Here is a 23,970-nt window from a genome sequence, read left to right on the forward strand (position 1 = left end):
ATGAAAAAATGGGAAGAATATTATCAATCACGATTAGTGAGTGCTGATGAAGCCATATCTCATATAAAGAGCAACCAAAGAATTTTTTTGACTGGAAATGCCGCGATTCCAAAAACCCTTTTAGAAGCTCTTTTAAAAATAGCTCACACCTTAGAAAATGTAGAACTCAATCACTTACTCACTTTCGGAGAAGATTACTTTAGCAAATACCCAGGAATACGACACAATGCCTGGTTTATTGGACCTTCGATTCGAAAAGCTGTCAACGAAGGTAAAGCTGATTATATCCCTATTTTTCTTTCGGAGATTGCGAAATTGGTTCGATCTGGTGCATGGGAAATTGATGTAGCACTAATACATGTATCACCTCCGGATCGATATGGTTTTATGAGCTATGGCGTAGAAACTTCTATCACAAAACCCTGTGCTGAAGCAGCTAAACTTGTAATTGCTCAAGTAAACCGAAAAATGCCTCGTGCTTTGGGAGATTCTTTTATCCATATTAGTGAAGTTGATTATTTTGTTGAAGCTGATGATGATTTGTTTGAGCTTAAAAATGATGAGTTCACAGTAGTAGAAAAACAAATAGCTGAAAATGTAGCAAAACTCGTAGAAAATGGAGCAACCCTTCAATTAGGGATTGGGGGTATTCCCAACGCCGTTTTAAAAGCTCTCGAAAATCACGTAGATTTAGGCATACATACGGAGATGTTTTCAGATGGCATCCTACCTCTTTTGGAAGGAGGGGTCATTACGAATCAAAAAAAGGGACTTCATCGAGGAAAAGTGATTGCAGGCTTTTGCATCGGAAGTCGTGAACTTTACAATTATATTGATAACAATCCTATTTTTGAATTCCACCCAAACCATTATACAAATGATCCTTACTTGATTGCTCAAAACAATAAAATGACTGCCATTAACTCAGCAATTGAAGTTGATTTAACAGGACAAGTGTGCGCCGATTCTATCGGAGAGAACATCTATAGCGGTATTGGTGGTCAAGTTGACTTTATCCGTGGTGCTGCCAGATGTCCTACGGGTAAACCTATCATCGCTCTTCCCTCCACGGCAAAAAATGGAACAGTTTCAAGAATCGTTCCAACTTTATCAAAAGGTGCGGGAGTTGTTACAAGCAGGGGAGACGTCCACTGGGTGGTTACAGAATATGGAGCTGTGAATTTGTTTGGAAAGAATTTACGACAAAGGGCAGAACTCTTGATAAGTATTGCCCATCCTGATTTTCGCAGCTGGCTCAGAAAAGAATCTAAGTGGATCGAAAAGAATTTGTGAGTCAAACTGATAACCACTAATATGCCTTGGGATTGGAAACGAAACCAACCTTATGGCGTTTATAAAAAAATATTACTTCCACCAGAGAAACTACAAGAAGAACTCCATTTTCTACGCCCTCATCTTTTACTTTTAAGAGATCACTACTATCGAAAATCAAAATCTCCGGAACAGATTGCGTATGAATTTTTTTTGTTGTACTACACTCAAAGAAATAAGGGGAAGCGTCTATTCAACACGAAAAACCCACCTTTGGAAAAAATGGATCAATCCCTTGTGTTTCTTAACGCTGTTCGACTCTTTCGTATTCCTGATACAATTCGACTCACCCTCATTCATTGGCTATCCCACAAGTGGAAAATCCAACTTTTGGATTACAATCCATCTTCTTATGAAATGTTAAAATTTCAAGCCAACGGAGTTCGAATTGTCACGATTGACTGGGAACATGCTCTGAGCGGAAAGTATGTTTTTGGCATTCGAGATGCTTTCGAGCATTTTTTACATGATTTAGAACATTGCTATAATTTCTATCATAACTATGAATGGTATCAATCACAGAAAGAAGTTTTCAACAAGCTATTGGAGTTTTATCCCGAAATAGAATGGATCATTCAAAGAGAGCCTGACTTTCAAGCAAAATGGGATTATTTGATTTCTGATATGAATTCCCACCCTCAACATCTAAAAGAATATACTAAAGCCATTTTCTTCGAGCTCTTAAATAAGAAAAAAGACATCATACCCAAGAACGTTCGGGAGAAAATTGAAAATCTACTACAAACTTTTTAACGATAATTATCGTTGAGCGGCTTTTTTGACTTCTAATTCGACTTCTCGTTTAAGGTTGGTTCCAGAGACATAATGAATGCACTCGCAGTTTTGCCAACTCCCACCTCTTGGAGCACATTCCTTCGTGTTCACCCCTTTGATCACTCCTGAGCGGATCGATGTGATGGCATAACTTGTGGCTTGTCCATCCAGCATACCAGACTGTGCTTCGATTGTCTCTCCAATCATCTTTCTAATGATATTATCCATGGCTTGAAGCTTTGCTGATTCTATGCACGTTACTTTCATCATCTCTTCGTCTTGCTTTTTGATGGCGTTTTCACTCGCTCTTGCTGCTGTTCGAACGTAAAAAGTGTCAATGCCATTTTCTGAATGCCAGCCTTCGAACTGCTCTCCTCCTGCCACTCTTGTTGCAGAGGAACAGTTCATGAGTCCAAAAGAAATCAAAACAAAAATAGAAAGTATCCACTTCATCCACATGAAAATAAAAAAAGCACTTTGACTTTTTTTGTCAAGATAGAATTTTAGAATTACTTTGGGTATAAATAACTCAGGAAAGCTAAAAATTCTGGAGTGCTTCGTCAAGGGTGTTATAAAGCCTGAAGCCTTCTGGCAACGTCATCATGGAAAATACACGTTTGACAAAATTATGAAGACCTCCCACTACTAATTTCCCTTGATTTTCTTTACATTTGAAGAACATAGAAAAAATAATGGCAATCCCTGTGGAGTTAATATATTGCAACTCTGACAAATCTAAAATTATGTTATATTTATTATCAATAAAAAACTCAGAAAACTTTTTGTTTAATTCAAAACCATTGTTATTAGTGATTTTGCCTTCAAACTTCATGATTTTGATATGAGATGTCCCTTTTTCAATTTCATGTGTTTTAATGATGAGTTCCTTTAGTGAGATTTGTGTCTGCATAAGAACTAATCGTAATCTACGATAAGTAGTTCATCCATATCACTAAATACAATACCTGATAAATATGAAATTGTGAAGGTTTCCACCCTACCCCGATGGTTTGAAACTTCCCCTTCTTTTTGTAAATATTCTTTTCGATGATCTTGTTTTCGTTTCAGCGAAACTCGGATGAAATCACAATTATAGTGTTTCTCATAAATGGATTGGCGACTTTCCATGATAGGAACGTCTTTATCAAGATAAGACTTTAATTTTCCATCAGAAACGATTAAATAATAGAACTTATATTGATTTTTTAGAAATTCAAGATAATAGGGATCAATTTCAAAGGTGACCAAATCAGGATATTTAGGGAATTCAACAAAAAGATCTCCGTGTCTCTTATAAATATCTTTGGGATCAGTATAGTGGATTGCAATTCTAAATTTGGGTCTTACTAACAGCATAAATAATTCTCCCCCTTAAGTTTACATAAAGTAAAATCTTATACCACGTAATGAGTTTTGATTGTTTTTACAATATTTTTTTCAAAATAAACGAAGGGTAGTGGTTTTGGCAAGGATGATATCTTTTTTTTGGTCAATAATTTCAACAGCTCTTTTGATGGCGCTTTCTTTAGAAACGTGAGTCAATATCACCACATTGACGGGTTCTTCTCCTTCTTCTTGATGCATCGATGCAATGGAAATTTGAAAATCCGCAAGCACCCTGGATATAGCCGCTAAAACACCTGGACGATCCACCGTTTGAAACCTCAAGTAAAACCGATACTCTGCATCATTAATAAGCTCATAATTCTGAAAAGAATGAAACCATTTTGTTTGAGATCCCGAAGCTATTGAAATAATATCTGCCAAAACTGCTGAAGCTGTGGGATATCCTCCTGCTCCTTTTCCTACAATGAAAGTGGAACCCGAATATTCTTCATTTACAATCAAAGCATTCAATTCATTTTTGACATCTGTTAGAAGATGCCCCTTAGGTATCAAAACAGGATGAACTCTAAGCAAGAGCTTTTCTCCAAGCAACTTTGCTAAAGCAATCAAACGAATTTTCATTTTGAGTTTTTCTGCTATTTGATGATCCACCAAATGAATGTTTTCAATACCTTCAATCTGAACGTTTTTTTCTTCAAGCCACGCACTAAATCCTAAGGAACTAATGATGGCTAGCTTTTGTCCTGCATCTTTACCAGAAACATCAAACGACGGATCAGCTTCTGCAAAACCCAATTCTTGAGCTAACTTCAATGCCTTTTCGTAATCCCAACCTTCTTCCATCTTTGTTAAAATGAAATTGCAGGTTCCATTCAAGATTCCGTATAAAGAAGTTATTTTTCCAAAGGACCAAATCCGACGGAGGTTTTTGATGATGGGAAGAGCCGCTCCTACAGATGCCTCAAAACCTAAACTCACGGGAATGTTTTGTTGTTGTAAGTTATGAAGTATTTCGAAGATTGTTCTCCCTTGATTTGCGAGGAGAGCCTTATTTGCTGTTACTACTGACTTGTGGCGTTGTAGTGCTTCGATAACAAGTTCTCCGGCGGGGCTAATCCCTCCTATCAGTTCTACGATAATTTGAATTTCTGGATCACCAACAACTTCCCATAAGTTTTTTGTGCAATTATAGTTTCGAAGGAATTCTTTTTTTTCATAACTTCGATCCCCTACTTTATGGATTTTTAGTTCAAAGCCATGATTTCGAAGGATTCGTTCTTTTTCTTTTTCGATGATTCGAATAAGGGAACTTCCCACAGTTCCTGCACCCAGAAGACCAATTTTGATCACCTTCCCACTTTCCATTGAAGGTAAGAATTTTCCCATGCAAGGGTACGTCTACAAAATAAATGAAAATGACATACAATCATCATTTACAATTTATTTACGAAAATAAAATAGATATAAAAAGGATGTTTATGGAACACTCAATAGAAGAACTATTAAAGGTTTTAGAACTCGATACTTTCCCAACCAAAGAAGAACTGAAAAAACATTTCAAATTTTTACTAAAAAAGTATCATCCTGATATTTATGTTTCAGAAGACTCCCATGACAAAACCATCAGTATCATTAACGCTTATCATCATTTTCTGATGAATTATCAGTATTTTTTAGAAACCTACGAAAGAACTTCTCAAAATCAAATCAACTCGCAAAAAGAGGTCCAGCTACCCGCCATTCAGATTTACACATATAAAGACATTCTTCTTGGACTTCCTTTGAAGGGATTGAGAGTTTTCATCCACAAAAATCAAGCTAAAATCCATTTTCATTTCCAAAAATACTTTATCGAATATCATCAAAAATTCTATAAAATCATTGATCATTTCTCATTGGATTTAATTCAAAAAGACTCTTTATATTGTTTTGCTCTTTATGATGAACCTGAGAATTTTTCTTTTGGAATTCGAGAAAAAATCAAATACCAAGAAACACTTTATCTATCCAAAGTTGCAATCGAATGGAACGGGAGCTACGGCATCATCAATCACAATCAAAGAAAAATCTACATACCAAACGTTTTCAAAAACATTTTTTTCAACAAAGATGAGGTGTCCTCATACTGATCGAGAACTAATACAATGGGAAGACTCACCTCAATTTCTGTTTGAACCCAAATTCAAGATTCTCTACAATACTCGCTGGATGCCCTCAAGCTATAATGAAAATTACTTCTTCGAAGAATACCAACAACAATATGGAAAAACTTATCTCGAAGATGAACCTCATATTCGTAAGCTTTCTCAACAAAGGCTTAAGCTTTTAAAACCCCACCTTACTTTTCATTCATCACTCTTAGAATTGGGCTGTGCTTTTGGATTTTTTTTGGACGAAGCTAAACCATATTTTTCCACCATCAAGGGAGTAGAAATTTCTTCTTTTGCATCTAACTATGCTAAACAACGTTTTGGTTTTGATATAGAACAAAAGGATTTATTGGTTTTTTTAGAAGAAAACGATACTACTTTTGATGTGATTGCGAGTTTTTACGTGATTGAGCATTTTTCTCAACAAAGGCGCTTATGGGAGCTGATTTCCAAAACCCTCTCAGAAGGTGGATTGTGGATAAGCGCTATTCCTTCTATAAACGGTCCTTTGTTCGTATTCCATCGTGATTTTTGGAAGAAAAACCACCCAATTGATCATTTTGTGGATTATCACCCCCTTTCTATAAAAAGGCTTTTGGAATTTTATGGACTTCGTTTAATTTCCTTAAAACCCGCCAGCTACCACCAAGAACGCACAAAAGGAGTTTTAAAAAAAATGCCTTTTTTTCTTTATAAACTTTACTGTGATGTATTTGTCTTCTCAGACACAATGATTTTTATCGCAGAAAAACCCAAAAAAAATTCTCATTCAAAATCATAAGACTGAATGGAATTTATTCATTTTGAGGCTCTTTTAAAAATATATAGTGATGGTTAATTTTAAAATTAAAACCGTTGTTGATTATATGATTGCATATCACATCACAACATCACGTTAGCTATTTATGTGTTTCATATTTATGAATATTTATGAATACAATTTATATCTTTAAAGGAATTGACACTCTTTATTAAAGCTTTTTTTTCTACTATCATTATGATAATTCCTCCCAAACCTCCTAATGAAGAAGAAAGATTGAAGGAATTATATCGATTAGATGTTTTGGACTCAGGGGACGATAAGGTTTTGGATGAGATTGCGAAATTGGCAAAAGCAATCTTAGGTGCCCCTATCGGACTTATTACTTTGATTGATGCTGAACGTCAAGTTTTGAAGTCTCGAGTAGGCTTGAAGGAAACTGTGGGAGAAGACATTAAACAAACCCCTCGTGAGATTGCTTTTTGTGCTCATGCCATTTTGAGCCCGGATGACGTGATGATTGTCACAGATGCGACGTTGGATGAACGTTTTTACGATAATCCAGCTGTGATAAACTCTCCCAATGTGCGTTTTTATATTGGAGCTCCTTTAGTTACAAGCCGAGGTTATCCTTTAGGAACTCTCTGCACAATTGATCAAAAACCAAGAGAGGTAACTCCAGAACAAGTAGAAGCTCTAAGGATACTTGCCAAACAAGTTGTAGCACAAATGGAACTAAAAGCTACTGTAAGGAAACTCGGTAAGATTTTCGACATCATATCGAAGTTTGTACCTCGTGCTGCTTTGGAACACGCCTACAGTGTAATTAACGAAGAAAATACAAATTATTATCTCAATGAAAATAAGTATTACTTAATGATGATTGATATATCTGGTTTCACTAGCTTTTGTGAAAGAGAAGCACCTCACGTTGTAGTATTAACCATTAATAAACTTTTTAGTGCCATTACTGATATCATCTACAAATACAAAGGAGATATTGATAAATTTATTGGCGATGCAATCTTAGCATTCTTCAAAACTCCCGAAGAACTCATAAAAGCAGCGTTAGAGATTCAAGGAGCCATCAACGATCCTTATATCAACTTAAAGAACCTAAAAGTCAAGACAGGACTCCACACTGGAAACATTCTACACACAAGCGTAGGAGGAACTCAACGTCAAGAATACACCCTCATTGGAGATCCAGTCAATACTACCCAAAGAATCCAGTCTTTTTGTCCACCAGGAAGTATTGCTTTATCTCAGGATTTTTATAATGAAATCCAAAATAATGGGTTATATAGTTTATTAGCAAATCGACAAATGAAACGATATAGGATAAAGGTTAAAGGAAAAGAACAACCTCTCACTTTATACATCATTGAATAAGAATTCTTACTTTGTATTCAAAAGAAAAACCCTTTTTTAAAATCAGCACATTCGAAAAAATTTCAGTTATTTCGAAGCTGAATATATTAAGAACCGACTGCAAAAAGTAAATACAAAAGATAAGTGAAAAAACGATATTGTAGAACAAAAAAAGTCAAGCTGAAAGCCCTTAATCAAGTTTTGTTAGAAGATCCTAATATAATGACTTTTGTTCAAAGAGTTTATATTAACGAGGAAGCTATGATGATTTAATTAAAGACTTAAATAAGCTATATTACTTCATAGCTAAAACAGGAATTTATATGATGTTAACAAAAATTTTAAAGTTTTTTTTGAGAAGCTTTCTCTTGATTTTATAGTTTTGAACGTGGTTGTATATACACACTCTTGAGACTCGTTTTGACTATGTTATCTTTCCTATTATGAAAAAAATTATCTGAACCTAATCAAATCTAAACAAAAAATGAAATTATAAACTTATTTAGAAAATATCTCAAAAGTATGTTTAAAAAGAATAAAAGTAATTTTAACATTTCCATATTTTATACTTTAAAAGTAGTTGATTTCATTGGAGAAAAATAATATTATCATAGAAGGAGGAAAGTTGAATGACTTCTGGCTCTCCTATTGAAGATGAAAAAATATTAGAAGACTTCAAAAACATGCTTAAACAAGAAGTTTTAGTCACTATCGAGGAAAAAATAAAAGAAGAATTTGATAAAAGACTAAAAACAAAAAGAAAAAGCTCAAAAGTAATGAAAATTTTAATCAAAAATCTCATACGAATAGAAGAAGAACTCAAAGCTCAAAGAGAAATCCAAGACAAAAGGTTTGAAGCTATTAACGCTAGATTCGAAGCTATAGACGATAGATTTGTGTCTATGAATTCTCGCTTCGAAAGCCTTCAAAGAGAAATGAATGCTCGTTTCGAAGCCATGAATACAAGATTTGAAACTCTACAAAATAGAAATGAACTCTCGCTTTGAAGCCATACAAAAAGAAATGAATGCGAGATTCGAAACCATACAAAAAGAAATGAATGCCCGCTTCGAAGCTATCAACGCTCGATTCGAAGACATAAACTCCCGATTCGAAACTATGGAAAAAAGATTCAACTTCCTACAATGGCTCATCGCCACTGGCTTCACCTTCATCGGAATCCTCATCACTTTATTAAACTTATTTGCTAAGTGAGAACCTCCGAAGTTAACAATCCCAAAAGATACATCATAAATAATGAGAATAAAAAAATTCAATGTTTTATACTACGTTTGTTCAAATTCTTAATAGAACATTTGGTATTATGCATGTAGTTTAGCTATAACAATTTTAAAAATTCTCTGAAGTGAAAAAAATGCGCTGGCAATTAATTATTTTAGAAATTTATTTGCGGTTTTGAAATAGAATTTCACCAGTTCTTGAGTTATATAGAAAGTGCTTTAAAATAATACATGTTTTGAAGCAATAAGAAAACATATTTTTGGACAGAACTATGAAAGAGAATTATAAATTATACCTAGGAGATAGTTATGAGTTAATCAAACAAATCCCCACAGCTTCCGTTGATTTAATTCTCACTGATCCACCCTATAACCTAAGTCGATACTCAACAGGAAATATAAAGCTCAAATGGAGAAAAGATTTCAACAACGATATTGCCGAATGGGATAAAGTGGAATTTAGACCAGCTGATTGGGTAGAAGAATTTAAACGCATACTAAAACCAACAGGGAATATCTTCGCCTTCTGTAGCTACAACCTGATCGGACAATGGCACGAAGCCTTCAATCCCGTCTTTGATACATTTCAATTCATGGTATGGCACAAAACTAATCCACCACCTAAAGTTTACAAAGCTGGTTTTCTCAATAGTTGCGAGCTCATAGTTTGTATGTGGAACAAAGGTCATACTTGGAACTTCGGAAAACAAAAGGAAATGCACAACTTCATAGAATCACCCATATGTAATGGCACGGAAAGAGTAAAGAACCCATTTCATCCAACTCAAAAACCCGTAAAGGTGTTAGAACACATCATAAAAATTGCATCAAACAAAAATGACGTGGTCTTTGATCCCTTTATGGGGGTTGGTTCAACTGGTGTTGCCGCTTTAAACTTGGGAAGGAAATTCATCGGCATTGAAATTGACGAAAGATACTTCAAAGCCGCCGAAAAACGACTAAAAGAAACAAGCTCAATATTGAAGCAGACTTAATATAATCCTGAGTCAGTCAGCACAAAAGAGAGTGGAGTCATGGCAATTCGATTCATAAAACAAATTTCATAGAAAAGATAGGATTTTATATTGAATGAATTTACTGAATTTTTCAGTTATTCAATTTAATTGAGCAATTAAGTGAAATTTTGGTTTTATGCGAGAAACGACTGGAAGTAATATATCATGAATACAAAAAAACTACGAACATAAAAATAAGTTCCCTTCTTACAGATGAAATATACAGATGAAATATACAATCGTGAGATTGTTTTGCCAGATTTCCAAAGAAGTTTTGTTTGGAAAGCCGAGGATATGAAGAGAATTGCTTGTTTCCGTTTTGGGCGGTTATTTTACGAGCAACAGCTCTATTCTACTTAAAATTCCAGATAAAAATTATATTTTAACAACTGACGAAATGAAAAAAGGGATTAATTAAAAATAGAGAAATCGATGCTATAGTGTTCAATAGGAAAGAGAAGCCTATAACTGTTGAATTAAAATTACTTAGGATAGGGATCCTGAAATAGGTGATGAAGCTATCGCTCGAAGTGTAAACCTTTTCTTGATAGACAGATTAACAGACATGATGAAGAAAGAATTTAACGAAAAACGAAAATTGAAAAATTTAATACCATTATTCATAATCAAAGAGGCTTTTGTCTCTAAACTTCAAATGTTCGTTCATAGTCACATATCGAAAATTCATCCTTTTTTTGCGATTTCAAAGCAAAAAAGCGAAAGTTCAATTATCTTCATCAAATTTTCTTAGAACTTTCAATGACTTAAGCTCACTTTCTATCCTCATATCAAATTCGAATTTCTTTACTCGTTTTTTGTATATGATGTATTTCTCACAAATTTCTTAAATAAACTAACATTCGTGAAACACTAAATTTAATTCTCATTTAGAATATTATTTGATCTAAAATTTTTTATTTTCCTTAATTAAAACACTTTCCTAATCCAAAATTATAAATTTCTTTTAATACATGGATGAGCAAGCGAAGAAAAAGGCACTACGAATGATTTCTTATGGGCTTTATGTGATTACCGTCAAGCATGGGGAGCAAATTGCTGCTGGCACTGTCAATTGGCTTTCTCAGTGTTCTTTTAAGCCTCCTTTGATTATGGTGGGGTTAAAAAAGGATTCGGGGATCTTTCAGTTCTCGAAGGAAAGTAAGCATTTTACCGTCAATGTTCTTGGGAAAAACCAAAAAGAAATAGCTCAGGCTTTCTTTGGAACTACAAAATGGGAAGGCAACCGCTTGAATTCTTATGAATACGAAACCACTTCAACGGGAGGGATTGTACTCAAAGACTGCCCCGCCTTTTTCGAAGCTCAGGTTCATCATATCTATGAAGGTGGGGATCATAGCGTTGTTGTGGCAGAAGTAGTGAATGCAGGTGTTCATTTCGAAGATGAACCTCTCTACATGCTCACCACGGGTTGGTTCTACGGAGGATGATCTAAGCTGCGAAATGACCTCGAGTTCTTATGGGATGATAAAATCTTCTCTTCGAATACTTAAATTTTTTTTAACAATTCCATCATGTTAGATTTATAAGCTTCGACTCCCGGTTGATCAAAGGGGTTCACTCCCATAGCCAATGAAGACAAGGCACAAGCATACTCAAATAAATAAATCAAAGCTCCTAAGTAGTATTCACTCAAACGAGGAACTTCAAACGTAAATTGGGGAACACCACCATCCAAGTGAGCTCTACGAGTGGCCTTCAATGCAATTCGATTGATTGTATTTAAGGATTGATTCTCTAAGTATTGAAAACCGTCTCGAATTTCTTCTACTTTAGGAAGTGGGAGTTCTTCGTCCTCTACAACATCAATAATGGTTTCGAAAATATTTCGATGACCTTCTTGGATCCACTGCCCCAGTGAATGTAAATCTGTGGTAAACAAGCTTGATGCTGGAAAGATTCCTTTATATTCTTTTCCTTCTGATTCTCCAAAAAGTTGCTTCCACCATTCCATAAAGTAATATAACTCAGGACGATAGCTAACAAGGATTTCTATAGGCTTCTGAATGGAGTAATTTAGAACACGGAACATAGCATACGAAATGGCAGGATTAGATTCCAACTCTGATTGTTTGCGAATAATTTGCATAGCTGATTTCGCTCCAAGAAGGAGATCCTCAATCGAAATCCCAACAATAGCCAAAGGTACCAATCCCACAGGACATAAAACAGAATATCGTCCCCCAACATCGTCGGGAACTACATCACTTCGAAGGTTTTGAGCATGGGCAAACTCCCGCAAAACTCCTTTCTTCTGGTCGGTGATGATGACAATCCGGTTTTGAACGTCACCTCCGAATTTCTCTTTTAGTTTTTGGAACAAAAAACGAAAACTCAAGGCAGGTTCTGTTGTGGTTCCGCTTTTGGAAATCACAATCAAGGCAAAGTTTTTATTTTCTAAATAATCTAATAAGCTTTTCAAATATCGACTAGACAAGTGATGTCCTGCGAAAAGAAGTTCTTTTTTTGATGGCTGGAAGGGTTTTTTCAATGCCTCGTAAATCGCCCGTATCCCCAGATATGAACCCCCGATACCAATAGAAACAATGGTTTCATAATTCTGAAAAAACAACGCATAGTTTTTGTATTTCTCGAGATTCTGAAGTTCTATCTCTGGAAGCTCTAACCAACCCAAAAACTCAGCTCCTCTGCTTGTTCTAGCTTCAATTTCTTTTTTGGATATTTCAATTTTTTTATAAATATCACTTACTAACTTCTTCCCATAAAATGAATTATAATCTTGCAGATTGAAGGAGTCTTTTTCTAAAAAAAGAGTTTTGATGTCCATAAATGCCTCGTTTTGCTCTTGTTAGTTGTTATGGAAATGATGGCTTGTCAAGTTTTATATTTGAACAATTGAATAGTATGGGATTGAGGGGTTAGAAATAGAATTATAAATTTTCTAATACAATTAAAAATTTTTCAAATTTTTTCATAAGCTTTTGGCTCAATCATCGGGGAAATGATAACCCGTCTTTTTACCTTCACATCATTCACCCTCTCATAGAACTCCACTTTCCTCATATTTCTTTCTGTTCTCCTCCCATCGTTGGTTCTGTTCTTCTCGAAATGTTTGTGAACTCAAAGTTCGAACTTCAATTCTTCTACTTTTTTGACAATGACGTTTTCGCTGATTTGTTTATGAAGTTTCGGATTTGGTGGCTTCTCGCAATAATCAAAGGAACCTGCTTTCTCCAATCTTGATGATTTTTTCTTCTAAAGCTTTGTCATTGTTCATACAATTATGAACATGTAAAAATAAACAAATTTTTTAATTTTCTCAAAGAAAAACAAAAAAATGACAACAAGCAATAAGCATAATTTATCATAGAATGTACCAAATCATTTGAGAATCCTTCAAAGCTAAGCTTTTGAAAGCATGGATACGGATTTAGCAACTATCACACTTTAAACAAGTTTTTCTTCTTTTGAGAGTTTGTAGCAGCTTTTAGTCAAAAAATAATTCATTCCTAAATTCTAATCCAATTCGTACGATTTCTAATTTCTTTTTATAAACCTAAGGACAATCGATTTTGATAGGATGACTTCTGAATCCTATAATCCTATATTAGTAGCTAAACGAGTTGTTTCTTCGAATGATGATAAAACTTTTCTCGGCTGTCTGGGCAGCCTGAGTAATCCACTTGCGAACTCCAATGGAAATATCAGACAAATTTTTTATTTCTTCAAAAACCAATGCATGAGATAAAAAAAAGCAAATCTCTCGCAGGAACGTAAAACGTAATTTGAAGGAATTTGATCTTCAATGGTGAGGAATCAGGTTTTCTTTGTTAAACAAAAAAGGATTAAGGATTATCGAAAATTCTGAGCTGAAATCGTAATTACTATATTTTTAATGCCTTGAATCTTTTTTGAGTGGATACGAGAAAAATCGAACTCCAAACAATGTTTCTGGCCGTAATCGAAACTCATGATATAAACATCAAAACTTTGTTTTGTGTGATCTGTATCTGAATCAAATCCACTGCCACCCATTGACAACGAGAAAACGAGGAAACGAGGATCTAAATCCACTTCGAAGTGAACATCAAACTGAAAAGAATGTCCCTAAAGCCTTTTACATCTATGATCATCAGATAGATAAGGAAAATAATGAGCAACTTCAAACAAAAATTCTTTGACAATAAACATAAAACAAAATTTATTTTTAAGGTCAAACAAATATAAAAGGATATGTGGGAATACTTGATTAAAAACCTTCTGAAAAGAGAAACAAAGGAAACACCAGAACTACATCAAGTCTCGTCGATTTCTCATGTGGAAAGCTACAAAAAAAGCAAAATATCCCCATTAAACGAAATCCATAGTTTCAATCCCACATCGATGAGACCCCAAAAGAGAGTTTTAAACTGCCCTGTTTGTAAAACCCCCATGCGAACGAGAATCTTTCCCAATACTCAAATTGAAGTGGATGAATGTCCAAATTGCAAAGGAATCTTCTTAGATAAAGGAGAACTGCAAGAAATTATGGGTTATGATTTGGAAATCTATCAACAAAACCAAACACTGTTGATTTACACTCCTCATGGAAAAAAGAAGTAATTTTAATGATAACCAAAAATTCGATGCTTCAAATCTTCTAAAGTATTCATGAAGTATACATAAGCTTCATGAGGTGTACCATAAGGACTAAAGTATTTATGAACATCTCCGTCATGCCAGAATTTCGTGCTCATATAATAAAAGTGATCGGAAGTAAGTAACTTCCGCCATTGTTCTAAAAGATAAGGATCCCCTTTCTCTTTTACAACTGATTCGATTTCATAAATGCTATGAAGGGTTTCTCGTTGCATGCTATTTCCCATCCATGCAGAAAGATCCCTTTCCATGTCTGCCCATGATATGGCATGATCGGTGTCAATCTCTCCCATAGGTGGATAAATCTTTGCTACCTCTGACACAGTGGCAAATCGAAAATCTGGATGTCGAAAGATTTGTTCTGGAAGATGTTCCATGAATTCAAAGATACCTGTGTCTGCCCATTGATGTTCTCCAAAAGTCTCGTAATCCATGAATAGATTTACGGTGTGACCATTGCCTGCAATGTTATGAATCCAATGAGCAAATTTATCAGCTGTTAAAGGATATTCTTCCCAAAATCGATTGGAAAAACGAAATGCTATGTCATCACTCAAACGATAGTTCTTCAATAGAACTCGAATTTGTGGACTATATTTCGGTTGGTAAAGAAAATTGGGACTTCGCCATCCTAAGATTTTTTCTGTTCCTTCGGTTAGGATAGCAACAAAGCCCATCGTTGAAGCCACCCAAGCAATGTGATTATTATAGATCAGCTCTGTATTTCGAAAAGACGTTGGGGTATAACCAAATTCTTGTTTGAGAAGTTGAATGTGCATTTGAATTTGTTCTCGAAATTCGTTTTCGGAGAAAATGCTTGCTAAGGAATGATAATACGTTTCAGCCAAGAGTTCCACATGTCCTGTATCCACCAAGGCTTTGAAAAGATCTAAGGTTTCGGGAGACCACTGTTTCAATTGTTCGATTACTGTGCCTGTGAGGGAAAAGGTAACTTTGAATTCTCCCCGATATTTCTTGATTAGCTTTAATAGTAAAGTATTCATGGGTTTATAGCATTTATTGGCTACTTTAAGAAGTATCTCTCGGTTCTTATCATCATCAAAGTAATGAAACTGACCAATATCAAAAAATGAATATTTTCGCAATCGATAGGGTTGATGGACCTCAAAATAAAAACATACGGAATTCATAGGAACCTCATCGTTTTTGTTTTTCTTTTAAAACTTGTTCATAAATTTCTTCTACTTTTCTTGCGCTATCATACCAAGTAATTTCGTTGATACGATCTTCTTGAAGCCTTTGTTTTAATTGATGTTTAAACTCTTCATCTTCGAGTATTTTGATGATTTGATTCGCGATGTCTTCTACATCCCAGAAATCCACTTTTATAGCATTTTGAACTATTTCTGAAACTCCCGCTTGTTTCGAAACAATCACAGGGACACCAGCCTTTAATGCTTCTAAAACGGTCAAACCAAAGGGTTCTGAGACTGAAGGCAAAACATACACATCACTCATCTTGAAAATTTCTGGGATTTTCTCTCGAGGAACAAAACCAGTATAATGAAAATATTTTCCAATTCCAAGGTCTGCTGCCATTTCAATCATTCGAGAATACATGTCTCCTGTGCCAACCATCAAAAACTTAACGTTTTGGATTCGCTCGATTACTTTTCTTGCGGCACGAACAAAATAATCAGGGCCTTTTTGAAAAGTAATCCTTCCAACAAAAAGAACGATTTTTTGTCGGATAGGTTTTCGAACTTCTTTAGGTTCTACGTATTGAAAATCCACAGCATTATATACAGGATAAATTTTATCAGGAGCAATCCCATATTTTTCTACCAAAATTGATTTTGTATAATTACTTACCGTAATGATGGCATCGGCTTTTTCAAAAGCATATTTTTCCAAGTTAAACACATAGGGATTCGGATTTTCTCCTGAACGATCGAACTCAGTGGCGTGAACATGTAAAATGATGGGAAGATTCGTTAAGTGTTTTGCATACAGTGCTGCAGGAAACGTCATCCAATCATGAGCATGAATTAAATCCAAGGATTTGAGTTTCGAAGCCAGCCTTGCAACAAACTCAGCAAATGCTTGGATTTCAAAAAACAAATTATGGCCATAACCACCTTCCAAATAAAAGGGTTTATCGACTTCCAATAACTCCGTTTGGATATAGGTATCAGAAATATCAAGAGAACTTAACAGCTCCTCAGGAGGAATAAAAAATTTGCTTTGATAAATATCAATGTATTGAAGATGTAAAGTTTCTAACAAAAACTTTTGAAGTTCTTCTTTACTAAAGGGCAAATACTTGGAATTTACACCAATCACGAAAACATTTTTTTCTTTGGGTTCATGCCCTGTGATTCTTGGAAGAACAAATAAAATCTTATGACCTAATTCACCTAATGCTTTCGCAATACCATGGGAAGCAATGCCAAGTCCACCATGAATTTGAGGTGGATACTCCCAACCAATCATTAAAATTTTTTTTGTCTTCATTATGATTACTCCTTAGCGATATTATTGTATTATCCTTTGTAATAAAAACAATAAACAAAATTGTAAAAAATTATTATAAACATTTAAAATTGTTTTTAAAAATAAGTATATAATTTCAAATGAAGTTAACTATATTGACTTTAAAATTGCATTTTGAATATTAGTCAAATCAAAAAATTCATGTTTACTTTTAAATTTGGGAATCTTTATGAGAAACTACATAAAAATTTCTGAGGGGAAACCCTATCCTTTAGGTGCTAATTGGGACGGTTCAGGTGTCAACTTTGCTATTTATTCTAAACATGCAGAAAGAGTATATTTATGTCTCTTCGATGATGTGAATTCCCGTAGAGAAAGTGTTTGTATTCCTTTGAAATACCGAACCCATTACATTTGGCATTGTTATATCGAAGGCATTCTACCAGGACAACTTTATGGATACAGGGTTTACGGACCTTACAACCCCAAAGAAGGTCATCGTTTTAATCCATCAAAATTACTTCTTGATCCCTATGCTTTAGCAATTGGACGAGACCTAATTTGGTCAGATGTCCATTTTGGGTATAAGCTTCCTAATAAATTTCATGAAAGAAATCCTCAAGACAATGCAGACAAAGCTTTACTTGCAGCTGTGATTGATCCTGCCTTTAGTTGGGGTGATGACAAGCCTTTACGAATTCCGTGGAAAGACACAATTATTTACGAAGTTCATTTAAAAGGTTATACCAAACTGCATCATTTAGTTCCCGAAGAATTGCGAGGAACCTATTTAGCATTTACCACTGAGCCCGTTATTAATTACTTAAAAGATTTAGGAGTAACTACAATTGAATTCCTCCCCATCCAACATTCTATTTCAGAATATCATTTAGTCAAAAGAAGATTAGTAAACTATTGGGGATACAATCCAATCGCTTTTTTTGCTCCCAATCCTCGTTATGCTTATGGGAAAAGAATGACAGATGCCATCAACGAATTCAAAACCATGGTGAAGGTTTTACATCAAGCTGGTTTTGAAGTCATTCTTGATGTAGTGTATAATCATACTGCAGAAGGAGACCACAGAGGACCTACTTTATCTTTTCGGGGTATCGACAATTTATCATACTACAGGGTTTATGAAGACAAGAAGGATGAATATTTAGACTTCACAGGTTGTGGAAACACACTGAATCATCAGAATCATCAGGTTCTTCAGTTAATCATGGATTCATTACGCTATTGGATTACGGAAATGCATGTGGATGGATTCCGATTTGACTTGGCTTCTGCTTTGGCGCGAGAACTTCACGATGTAGATCGTTTGAACTGCTTTTTTGCGTTAATACAGCAAGACCCAATCATTTCCAAAGCAAAATTGATCGCTGAACCCTGGGATCTCGGACAAGATGGATACCAATTAGGGAACTTCCCTCCAGGTTGGACGGAATGGAACGGAAAATTCCGAGATAGCGTAAGAAGAGTCATCAACGAATATGAAACCAATCTCTCTGATTTTGCAACAAGGATTTGTGGTTCGAGTGATCTATACAAAAAAGATGATCGAAAAACTTACTCGAGCATTAATTATATCACATGTCATGATGGATTTACCTTAAGGGATTTAGTAAGCTACAATCAAAAACATAACGAAGCCAACGGAGAAAACAACCAAGATGGGTTTAATCAGAATTTCAGCAAAAACTACGGTGTGGAAGGAGACACAAATGATCACAAAATCAAACTCTTGCGATTAAAAAAACAAAAGCTCTTTTTAACAACACTGTTTATATCCCAAGGTGTTCCCATGCTCTTAGCTGGGGATGAACTCAACCGAACTCAAAAAGGAAATAACAACGCTTATTGCCAGGATAACGAAATCAGCTATGTTTCGTGGGAAGAAAATGAATTCTCACAAGAGTTATATATCACTACAAAATTCTTAATCACTCTGAGAAAATCGAACGAAGTTTTTCGAAGGATTGAATTTTTCGAAGGTGAAGAAAAGAAAATCATGGATGTAAAAGACATCTATTGGATTCATCCAGATGGAAGAGAAATGGAATCTAAAGACTGGGAAAAGCAATTATGTCTGGGAATGATTTTACCAGCTGAATTTGGTGAGCGTTTTGAATTCTATACTTCTTTGCAAGGAGATACACTTTTTGTGATTTTTAATTTTAGCAATCAAAGAATCAACTTCAAGATACCTGAAATCATCCCTACTCGATGGACATTGATTTTTGATACCAATAAGCACTTATTTGTTTCTACTGAAGAGCCTTTTTTGGATAAATTCAATATCGAAGTAGAGAAGTATTTTGCCAATGAAAGTATATCTGTAAAAAATTTCTACGAAAGCCTACAAATTTTATATTCTGATGGTCGTATTTATTTACCAAACGACGAAATCGAAATCCCAGAACATTCCATTAAAATCCTAAAAGCCGACAAGAACTGGAAAGAAGCTCATGTCCGAAGGAACTATCGTTTAAGCTTATTAGAAAAACTCATGGATTCAACAGGAGTTATTAGAACTTATTATGATCTTTTGGGAAGAAAATTCGAACTATCTTATCATGAAATCTTTATGGTCTTTCGTTCCCTACATTTACCTGTAAAAGATTTATCTTCGTTGGAGTCAGTTTACGAAAACTATATAAATGATCTATGGTTTAAAGGGATTACATCTTCTTATGTTTTTACTGTGAATGAAGAAATTACCTTAGAGATTTCTATTCTCGAGATTTTCAAAGAATTTGAAATCCAAATCTATCAAGACAAACAATTGGTGTATCAAAAAGAATATAAAAATTTTCCTATCATCGAAACTCATACTATCTACTTTACACGATTTAAAAAACTCAAAATGGTAAAAACCAAAATCCATATATCCGAGAAACTCAAAATTGGATATTACGAAATTTTAATTCTCAACAACAAAGAAATCTACACGAAGGGAAGTTTAATCATTACTCCTGATGAATGCTACTATGATAATAAAATCTATACTGGAGTTTGGATTCAATTGTATGCATTAAGAAGCCAATCCAATTTAGGAATTGGAGATTTTGGAGATTTGAAAAAACTTGCATTAATAATAAAAAAATACAACTTTAATCTGATCGGTTTGTCACCCTTGCATTACTTTTCCATCTCTTCTGAAAATGTAAGTCCATATTATCCCGCCAGTCGATTAGCAATTCATCCTATTTATATTGATATATTTCAATTGGAAGAATTTCATACATCTCAAAATGCACTAAAAAAATGGAAAGAATTTCTTCCCAAAATCGAGAGCGAAAAAAAGCAAAAAATCATCAACTATGAATTAATATACAACATCAAAAAAGAAATCTTGTGGGAAGCCTACAAAGAATTTCAAAAAAATCCTAAATTCGAACAAAGAAGAGAAGAATTCGAAGAATATAAAAACGAAAATCAATTATTGTTTTATCATGCTTTGTTTGAGTTGGTTAAAGAAATTTATAAAAATATCCAATTACCAAATCACATCTTCAAACAAAATTCTGAAATTCAAAATCAATTTTTAAGAGAATACCGAGAAAAATTAGATTTTTATCAATATTTGTTTTACTTAGCAGAAAAGCAGTTTCTGAAAATAAAAGAAGAAATCCAACAAGAAGGAGTCTATCTTTATTTAGATTTAGCCGTAGGATGTGCTCCAGAACAAGTTGAATATTTCTACTGGGAAGAAATATATCCGTTTGTATTTTCGAGGAATGCAAGGGCTGGCGCACCTCCTGATCCTTTTTCTTCGAAAGGTCAGGATTGGGGCTTGGCGGTCTTCAACCCATGCACATTAAAAAAGATTGGCTATGAACCTTTCATCAAGCTTTTACAAAGAAATCTGTTCCAAAACACACTTCTTAGGATTGATCACATTATGTGGTTTTACCGTTTGTTCTGGATTGTGAAAGAAGGAAGTCAACAAACCTCTACTTATGTTCGTTATCCTGATCAGGATTTATTCAAAATCCTGTCTTTGGAAAGCCAATTGCATCAATCCCTCATAATTGGTGAGGATTTGGGAACTGTTCCTCAAGAAGTAAAAGACATCATGGCTCAAAAGAAAATTCTCAGCTGGAAGGTATTTTACTTTGAAAAAACCCAAGAAGCCTATCTTGATCCTCAAAAATACCCACTACAAAGCGTTGCTACCATCAATACTCATGACCTTCCCACTTTAGCAGGATTTTGGATGGGTAAGGACATCGAAGAGCTCCATCGAATGAAGAAAATCACCCAAGAAGAACTTCTAAATCTCTTAGAAAAAAGAAATCAAGAGAAACTAAAGATGATTGAACTACTCAAACAAAAGGGGTATTTCAAAGACGACACACCTCTAACTGAAGATAGCATCTACGATCCCAAGATTGCATATTACTTCCATAAACTTTTGGCTGAAGCTCCATCGAAAATCTTACTGGTTTCTATTTATGATCTTTTAGGAGAAAGTGATCAGCCCAACTTCCCGGGCACTACAAATGAGTATCCTAACTGGAGAATGAGAAACTCAATCCCAATTGAAGAAATAGAAAAAAGTCCTTATTTCTTAGCAATCATTGATTCTTTAAAAATGAGATTACGCTTCTCGAAATGATTTGGTAGCCAACTGAACTGGGATGACCATCAAACTCAAAGTAAGGAAATTCCCGTGATTTTGCGAATTCATCTCGCAAATCTATGATCTTTACACCTTGATTTTGTAAAAAAGCCACTACATTTTTCGTGATAGGAGATTCTACATCTGCAGTTCGGGTTTGGACATTCATACCCGGGTAGATGATTACAAAAAACTCTTTGATTCGAGACTGAGTAGAAATCCAAGCAACAAACGAAGAGATATTTTGAAACGTGATGTGAGCAAAATCTAAAATCTCTGGGTTTACATTGACCTCTGGGATGACGTTAAACGTAGTTTTTCGTTTCATCAAAAGAAACGTATAAATTGAACTTCTTTTGCTTAATTCATAATGAAGGAAATACAACTTTTTTTTGAAAACTTGAGACTGTCTATGTTGAAACCAAACATCATCATCAAAATCCGAAGAATTATAAATCCAAAACAACGAATGAACAATGGTTTGTTGGTGATCTTTTAATGCCTTTTCCAAACGAGCCAAAATCCCTAAAGTTCCAAGAGAATCTACCCCCAAATTTCTTACAGGTATTTTTTGATTTTGATCTAAAAGATAAGGTGTTGTTTCTTCATCATTGACCAGATATCCATAAGAAATGGAGTCTCCTATGAACCAGATTTCTTCGGGATATTCCTCTTTGGTTTTTGTTCGTGGAGTGATTCTTTCCCCAAAGGTATTTGTTGTGATTTTCCATGAAGCTTGATCTTTTCTTATAAAAACAAACTCTTGGTTCGGACACAAAAAAAGAAAATCCTCATAAAAACAATGGAGCTTTCGGTAATTTTTTTCCTGTATAACTTCTTTTGTGCTAAGAAAAACCTCAAGAATCAAAACTAATAAAAGAAAAAAACTTATAATAGCTATGAGCCATTTTGTGAAGTTACTCATTGGAAATGGACTTTTCGAAAAATTCTTTACTAAATAAAAATTCTTTTCTTCGAGGAATGGGCTTACAAATCCCTCGGTAAACACTTTTTTGGTATTTTTCAAAATCGATTTTTTCTACAATTTGAATAGTGTAGTAGTGGTTTTTCTTTAATTCGCACAAAGCAGCACCCTTGAAGAAATTTTTTCGATCCATAAACTCAATCAGATACTTTCCTTCTAAGAGAAACAAAAAATCGGAATACTGATCTTCTTGTTGGAGTTTTAGAAGATAACCCTCGAACTCCACGACGGCTATCTCTTCGGGTGGTCGATATTCACGGAAATTTCGATATACCTTAGGGGTTAAGCATGACAAGAGAAATATTATCAAAAAAAACAAAAAAAACTTAATCATATTTTCTTTTTAAATAAAGAACATAACGTAAATGTGGTTGAGGATTTTGTAAAGTGATTTTTAAAAGGTCCTTTTGTAGGATTTCGATTTGTAGGATCTCTTTTTCTTTTTCTTCACTCGTTAGTTCTAATGTGTATTTGGTTTCACTGATGGGAATATAGGTGAATGTTCCTTTTTGCGTATTTTTTTGGGGTTGTGAGTTTTTTGTGACGGTGTAAGTAAATTCCCATTGATTTTGTTGTTCTTGTTTTCGGAGTTTTAAACTTGCATCAGAGTATTCTTCTCGGATTTGTTGAAGCAGGTTTTTGTATAAGTCTTCGTGGAGTTCTTTATCCAAAGAGTGAGACTCCATGAGCTCTTGAATGGTTTGTTCGTAGTCGATCTGCCACTCACCATAAAATTCTACGATATTTTGTTTTTTTTGAGGTAATGTTTGACAACTGCCTATTAACAAGATCCAACCGTATATCCATAGTTTATTCATTCCTTCAACCTGAAAAAAGGGAAAAATCAATCAATCTTTTTTTTATCTGGTCGATTTTATGAGCATGAGGTGGGATACCATTCATCTGATGGAGAAAGCTCTCAAAACAAATGTCATAAGGCTTCAAGTAACAGCCAATAATATTGCTAACGTGGATGTTCCTGGATTTAAGCGATCTGAGGTTGCTTTCGAGGTTCCTTTAAAGCGAGCAATCGAAAAACAAAAACAGATTGAACAAGAACCTCCCCTGCGAACCATTCATCCCGAACACATCGCAAAAAGGACTCCCCCTGATTGGCGAAAGATTGAACCAAGAGTTTATATTGACTATTTGTCTACGATGAGGAACGATGGAAACAATGTGGATATCGAAGATGAAGTCATGAAACTCACACGAACACAGCTCCATTATAGCCTTATTGCTGATAGGATTTCGGGAAAATTCAACGAATGGAATCAATTCATACGTTTAGCATAA

General features: G+C 34.7%; 23 protein-coding genes. 13 read left to right on the forward strand and 10 right to left on the reverse strand.

Annotated features, from left to right (window positions below):
- Both NZ853_10320 and NZ853_10325 read left to right on the forward strand, forming a co-directional pair.
- The gene (locus tag NZ853_10320) at window positions 1-1,293 is read left to right on the forward strand and encodes a 4-hydroxybutyrate CoA-transferase (protein ID MCS7206079.1); all 1,293 of its coding nucleotides are present in this window, start codon (window positions 1-3) and stop codon (window positions 1,291-1,293) included.
- Window positions 1,294-1,314: 21 nt separating this feature from the next.
- Complete coding sequence (locus tag NZ853_10325) at window positions 1,315-2,085, forward strand: hypothetical protein (protein ID MCS7206080.1); 771 nt, start codon at window positions 1,315-1,317, stop codon at window positions 2,083-2,085.
- A 6-nt stretch (window positions 2,086-2,091) separates the two neighbouring features.
- On the opposite strand, the gene NZ853_10330 is transcribed toward NZ853_10325, so the two are convergent.
- From NZ853_10330 to NZ853_10345, 4 genes are all read right to left on the reverse strand, one after another.
- On the reverse strand, window positions 2,092-2,559 hold the full coding sequence (locus tag NZ853_10330) for a hypothetical protein (GenBank protein ID MCS7206081.1): 468 nt from the start codon (window positions 2,557-2,559) through the stop codon (window positions 2,092-2,094).
- Between the two features lie 85 nt (window positions 2,560-2,644).
- A complete protein-coding gene (locus NZ853_10335) occupies window positions 2,645-3,016 on the reverse strand; it encodes an STAS domain-containing protein (protein ID MCS7206082.1) in 372 nt (123 codons plus the stop codon).
- A gap of 5 nt (window positions 3,017-3,021) precedes the next feature.
- The gene (locus NZ853_10340) at window positions 3,022-3,462 is read right to left on the reverse strand and encodes a hypothetical protein (protein ID MCS7206083.1); all 441 of its coding nucleotides are present in this window, start codon (window positions 3,460-3,462) and stop codon (window positions 3,022-3,024) included.
- Between the two features lie 81 nt (window positions 3,463-3,543).
- Window positions 3,544-4,818, reverse strand: a complete 1,275-nt coding sequence (locus tag NZ853_10345; protein ID MCS7206084.1) for a homoserine dehydrogenase — start codon at window positions 4,816-4,818, stop codon at window positions 3,544-3,546.
- Window positions 4,819-4,931: 113 nt separating this feature from the next.
- Here NZ853_10345 and NZ853_10350 point away from each other — a divergent pair, with 113 nt between their 5' ends.
- From NZ853_10350 to NZ853_10380, 7 genes are all read left to right on the forward strand, one after another.
- Entirely contained in the window at window positions 4,932-5,582 is a 651-nt protein-coding gene (locus NZ853_10350; GenBank protein ID MCS7206085.1) for a hypothetical protein, read from the forward strand.
- A complete protein-coding gene (locus tag NZ853_10355) occupies window positions 5,563-6,384 on the forward strand; it encodes a class I SAM-dependent methyltransferase (protein ID MCS7206086.1) in 822 nt (273 codons plus the stop codon). Before NZ853_10350 ends, NZ853_10355 begins: the two co-directional genes overlap by 20 nt.
- Before the next feature lie 216 nt (window positions 6,385-6,600).
- Entirely contained in the window at window positions 6,601-7,755 is a 1,155-nt protein-coding gene (locus NZ853_10360; protein MCS7206087.1) for a GAF domain-containing protein, read from the forward strand.
- A 608-nt stretch (window positions 7,756-8,363) separates the two neighbouring features.
- A complete protein-coding gene (locus NZ853_10365) occupies window positions 8,364-8,741 on the forward strand; it encodes a hypothetical protein (GenBank protein ID MCS7206088.1) in 378 nt (125 codons plus the stop codon).
- A complete protein-coding gene (locus NZ853_10370) occupies window positions 8,725-8,949 on the forward strand; it encodes a hypothetical protein (protein ID MCS7206089.1) in 225 nt (74 codons plus the stop codon). Before NZ853_10365 ends, NZ853_10370 begins: the two co-directional genes overlap by 17 nt.
- A gap of 298 nt (window positions 8,950-9,247) precedes the next feature.
- The gene (locus tag NZ853_10375) at window positions 9,248-9,970 is read left to right on the forward strand and encodes a site-specific DNA-methyltransferase (GenBank protein MCS7206090.1); all 723 of its coding nucleotides are present in this window, start codon (window positions 9,248-9,250) and stop codon (window positions 9,968-9,970) included.
- Window positions 9,971-10,962: 992 nt separating this feature from the next.
- Window positions 10,963-11,439: a flavin reductase family protein gene (locus tag NZ853_10380; GenBank protein ID MCS7206091.1), complete on the forward strand. Its 477-nt coding sequence runs from the start codon at window positions 10,963-10,965 to the stop codon at window positions 11,437-11,439.
- 59 nt (window positions 11,440-11,498) lie between these two features.
- On the opposite strand, the gene NZ853_10385 is transcribed toward NZ853_10380, so the two are convergent.
- Entirely contained in the window at window positions 11,499-12,797 is a 1,299-nt protein-coding gene (locus tag NZ853_10385) for a glucose-6-phosphate isomerase (protein MCS7206092.1), read from the reverse strand.
- A 1,168-nt stretch (window positions 12,798-13,965) separates the two neighbouring features.
- Between NZ853_10385 and NZ853_10390 the strand changes: the two genes are divergently transcribed.
- On the forward strand, window positions 13,966-14,151 hold the full coding sequence (locus tag NZ853_10390; GenBank protein MCS7206093.1) for a hypothetical protein: 186 nt from the start codon (window positions 13,966-13,968) through the stop codon (window positions 14,149-14,151).
- 52 nt (window positions 14,152-14,203) lie between these two features.
- Window positions 14,204-14,572: a zf-TFIIB domain-containing protein gene (locus tag NZ853_10395; protein MCS7206094.1), complete on the forward strand. Its 369-nt coding sequence runs from the start codon at window positions 14,204-14,206 to the stop codon at window positions 14,570-14,572.
- A 2-nt stretch (window positions 14,573-14,574) separates the two neighbouring features.
- On the opposite strand, the gene NZ853_10400 is transcribed toward NZ853_10395, so the two are convergent.
- Together NZ853_10400 and NZ853_10405 are read right to left on the reverse strand one after the other, a co-directional pair.
- Entirely contained in the window at window positions 14,575-15,759 is a 1,185-nt protein-coding gene (locus NZ853_10400) for a glycoside hydrolase family 57 protein (GenBank protein MCS7206095.1), read from the reverse strand.
- 7 nt (window positions 15,760-15,766) lie between these two features.
- The gene (locus tag NZ853_10405) at window positions 15,767-17,083 is read right to left on the reverse strand and encodes a glycosyltransferase family 4 protein (GenBank protein MCS7206096.1); all 1,317 of its coding nucleotides are present in this window, start codon (window positions 17,081-17,083) and stop codon (window positions 15,767-15,769) included.
- 208 nt (window positions 17,084-17,291) lie between these two features.
- On the opposite strand from NZ853_10405, the gene glgX reads away from it, so the two are divergent.
- Window positions 17,292-21,686, forward strand: a complete 4,395-nt coding sequence (glgX, locus tag NZ853_10410; protein ID MCS7206097.1) for a glycogen debranching protein GlgX — start codon at window positions 17,292-17,294, stop codon at window positions 21,684-21,686.
- Here the strand turns inward: glgX and NZ853_10415 are convergent.
- From NZ853_10415 to NZ853_10425, 3 genes are read right to left on the reverse strand one after another with little or no spacing between them, the layout of a single operon-like run.
- Window positions 21,646-22,614, reverse strand: coding sequence for a hypothetical protein (locus NZ853_10415; protein ID MCS7206098.1), 969 nt, complete (start codon window positions 22,612-22,614; stop codon window positions 21,646-21,648). The two genes, glgX and NZ853_10415, sit on opposite strands and share 41 nt — an antisense overlap.
- Window positions 22,607-23,008 (reverse strand): hypothetical protein, encoded by a 402-nt coding sequence (locus tag NZ853_10420; GenBank protein ID MCS7206099.1) that lies wholly within the window; start codon window positions 23,006-23,008, stop codon window positions 22,607-22,609. Before NZ853_10420 ends, NZ853_10415 begins: the two co-directional genes overlap by 8 nt.
- Window positions 23,001-23,492: a hypothetical protein gene (locus NZ853_10425; protein ID MCS7206100.1), complete on the reverse strand. Its 492-nt coding sequence runs from the start codon at window positions 23,490-23,492 to the stop codon at window positions 23,001-23,003. The genes NZ853_10420 and NZ853_10425 overlap by 8 nt, the downstream gene beginning before the upstream one ends.
- A gap of 64 nt (window positions 23,493-23,556) precedes the next feature.
- Here NZ853_10425 and flgB point away from each other — a divergent pair, with 64 nt between their 5' ends.
- Window positions 23,557-23,970, forward strand: a complete 414-nt coding sequence (gene flgB / locus NZ853_10430) for a flagellar basal body rod protein FlgB (GenBank protein MCS7206101.1) — start codon at window positions 23,557-23,559, stop codon at window positions 23,968-23,970.

Source organism: Leptospiraceae bacterium (genome assembly GCA_025059995.1).
GTDB lineage: Bacteria > Spirochaetota > Leptospiria > Leptospirales > Leptonemataceae > SKYB61.